The sequence below is a fragment of the Pseudoflavonifractor phocaeensis genome (assembly GCF_021531375.1).
Taxonomy (GTDB): domain Bacteria; phylum Bacillota; class Clostridia; order Oscillospirales; family Oscillospiraceae; genus Lawsonibacter; species Lawsonibacter phocaeensis_B.
Genome location: NZ_JADYTU010000053.1, coordinates 1 through 3,325 on the forward strand (window position 1 = coordinate 1; position 3,325 = coordinate 3,325).

At 58.3% G+C, this 3,325-nt stretch carries 2 protein-coding genes and 1 riboswitch; both genes read right to left on the reverse strand.

The window, feature by feature from the left end; translation table 11 throughout:
* Nucleotides 1–228: 228 nt before the first annotated feature.
* Nucleotides 229–1,791 (reverse strand): alkaline phosphatase, encoded by a 1,563-nt coding sequence (locus I6E39_RS10955; protein WP_235381615.1) that lies wholly within the window; start codon nucleotides 1,789–1,791, stop codon nucleotides 229–231.
* Between the two features lie 262 nt (nucleotides 1,792–2,053).
* Entirely contained in the window at nucleotides 2,054–2,743 is a 690-nt protein-coding gene (locus I6E39_RS10960; protein WP_235381616.1) for an ECF transporter S component, read from the reverse strand.
* A 115-nt stretch (nucleotides 2,744–2,858) separates the two neighbouring features.
* A riboswitch (FMN riboswitch) is annotated at nucleotides 2,859–2,985 on the reverse strand.
* Nucleotides 2,986–3,325 lie beyond the last annotated feature (340 nt).

Here is a 3,325-nt window from a genome sequence, read left to right on the forward strand (position 1 = left end):
CGAAGCCCCGGAGATTTTTTGGGTACTTTTGTATCTCTACAAAAGTACCTCGCCCGGGGGCGAAACATCCCTTCGTCCAAATTTCCGTCCCGCCTGCGGGCGGCCACATGGGGCCGCCCCTACAATTCTAACATTGGAAGATGAACTAAAATTTACCGCGCAAGCCCGCCCCGCCCATGGTAAGGCAGAGGCGGGCTTTTCCGCGCGGGTCAGGGAGGAAAAAAAGGGTTATTTCACGTTCAGCATAGCGGCCAGCTTGTCGTAGATCTCAGTGTTGTCGAAGTAGCCCTTGAACTCCTGCGCGTTGATGCCGTCGGCAAAGACGGCCACGGGAAGGCCGGTGTGGCTGTAGGAGGTGAAGGAAACGCCGGACTTGTTGTTCAGAATGTGGGTGATGGTCACGGTGAGGGGCTCATAGGTGCCGTAGGCCACGTACTCCTGCTGCTGGGCCATGCCCGTGTCCTTCTCGTTGACGCTCTTCTCGTAGGCGGTTTTCAGCAGAGATTTCTCATAGTCGGTGAGGACCAGCTTGTCGCCCTCCCCGCCCTGGGCCTTCAGGCCGAACAGCGCCTCAATGTCCTTCAGCACGGCGTCAAAGCCGGGCTTGCTCTCCTTGTAGGCGGCCACATAGTCGCTGTCGTACTTGGCAAAGGAGATCTTCTGGCTGTCCAGAAGGGAGAGGTAGGTGTCATAGTCGGTGCCGGCGAAGCCGATGGTCAGACCGCCGGTCTCGTGGTCGCCGGTGACCAGGATGAGCGTCTCGCCGGCGTGGTCCTTGGCAAAGTCCATGGCCGCCTGGACGGCGTCTGCCAGGGCCAGAGTGTCATGGATGGAGGAGGCGGCGTCGTTGGCGTGGCAGGCCCAGTCGATCTTGCCGCCCTCGCACATCATGAAAAAGCCCTTGTCGTTGTCCAGCACTTCAATGCCCTTTTTCACATAGTCGGCCAGAGACCACATCTCGCTGGTCCGGTCCAGCTCATAGGCCATGGCGCTGGAGTCGGCCAGATGCTCGTCGATGATGATGACGGGACCGCTGGTGACCTGCTCGGCCTCGGCCTGGGTCTTGACCACGGTGTAGCCGGCCTGGGCGGCCAGGTCATACAGGTTTTCGGACGGATTTTCCTTGTCGTGGCCGTCGGGCTTCAGCAGACCGCCGCCGGCGAAGTACTCAAAGCCGGAGTCGATCAGCTCCAGACCGATGTCGTAGTAGCTGGAGCGGCTGGCTTGGTGGGCGTAGAAGGCGGCGGGAGTGGCGTGGTTCAGATTGACGGAGGAGATGACGCCCACCTTCATGCCTAGCTGGTCATGGACCTTCTCGGTAATGGTCTCGTAGGTCTTGGCGGCGGTCTCATCCACGTTGATGGACCCGGAGTAGGTCTTGTAGCCGGTGGCGATGGAGGTGGCGGTGGAGGCGGAGTCGGGGGCGAAGGAGTTGGAGTCATAGGTGACGGCGGAGCCGGCCGCCTCAAAGCCCATGAAGTTCAGGGCCACGGGGCCGTCCAGAACGGCGCCCTGGTTGTCGTCCAGGCTGGGCTCGGCCTGCATGTAGTCGCTGTCGGCCATAGCGCCCAGATAGTCAGAGGCGGACTGGAACTGGGGATAGCTCATGCCGTCGCCGATGAACAGAAACACATATTTGGGGGCCTTGACCGTTTCGGTCACGGCGGCGAGGTTGGCGGCGGGTGTGGAGTTAACGGTTTGAGGCTGGGCCTCGGTCTTTCCGGCGGAGCAGCTGGCCAGGACCGAGCAGGTCATGGTCAGGGCCAGCGCGGCGGATAGGAATTTTTTCATACTTGTTTTCCTCCTGTTTGTCGGTCTTATTTTCGTCGTAACAGACGGTTTTATTCTAAGAGGGAGGTGTAAAAACTGCTACCGAAGGAATGTCAAAAGGAGGTTAAAAGTGGAGGGGGGATTTGGCAAAGAGATCAGGGGGCGCTTACGCAAAAAGCGCGAAAAAAAGCGGGGCAGATGAAGATCTGCCCCGCTTTTTGGTCAGTATTTCAGCAGAATGAGAAATGTGAGCGCAAGTGACTGAAAACAGTCGGAGGGTCGGTCAGATCACCCCGGCCAGCACCAGAGCGAAGACCACGAAGGTGGCCAGCAGGGCCAGGGAGAACAGCAGGAAGCCGGCGTTGAGCTTTTTCTCCTGGCTGCTCTGGGAGGGAGGAACCAGACCGGCCTTCCGCATGGTGGTGACCACGGGCTTGTACAGCAGCAGGGTGGCGGCCATGTTCATGCCGCCTTTGGCCAGGTTGAAGGGGAGGAACAGGGTGGGCAGCATGGCTGCCACGTCGGCACGGGAAAAGCCGGTCATGTACAGGGGGGTGATCAGATAGTTCCACAGCAGCATCACCACGACCAGACAAACCACACCCAGAGACAGGCCCAGAACAGCGCCGGACTTGGTGTGCTTCTTTTTATATACATAGCAGGCGGTGCAGCAGAACGCGCAGGTGGCCAGGGCGTTCATGATGAAACCGATGGGGCCGGTGTGGCTGACGGTGATCATCTCAATGAAGGCCACCAGAATGGACATGATGGCGGCGGCCATGGGGCCGAAGGTGAAGCCGCCGATGCAGATGACCACGTCCTTGAAGTCAAAGTCCAGGAACATGACGCCGGGCATCAGTTTGGATACCAGCATGACGACGTAGGCGATGCCGGTGAGCATAGCCAGGCTGGTGATGGTCTTGGTGTCCATCTTAGAACGGGCGGGGGACTGGGTTACGGTGTTTGCAGACATAAAAAACACTCCTCAAAAAATTTTTGACGCCCGAAAAGCCGATGCCTTCCAGGTGTCAAAACAATTGAGGAGGTGCGCTTGTACACACGCCAAAGGCGCGTGTAAATTGTTTTACACACATCTTCTTCCATCCGGACTGTAACCGTTGGTCCCGGAGTTTCACCGGGTCAGCGGGCGCACTGCTGCGCCCGGTCGCGGACTTTACCGCCAGTGGGGAATTCCACCCCGCCCTGAAGACATTGGATTCAGTTGTCTGTACCGCATTATACGGCATAGTATGGAAAAATGCAACCCCCTGAATCAAAAACTTTCGTTTGAACGCCGGAGGCTCTGGATTTCGGAGAGCATGGAGGGGGAAATTTTAGTTTATCTGAGGATTTCGCCAGCGGGCGGGACGGGAGTTAGGACGAAGAGATGTTTCGCCCCCGGGCGAGGTACTTTTGTAGAGATACAAAAGTACCCAACGGCCCAGGCCGCCTTCTTTTGCCCCTGCGGGGCAATTCACCTTGAAAATCTCCGGGGCTTCGGCCCCGGTCCCCATGGGGAGCCATCAATCAGATATTTTGATACTATTCGGCGCGG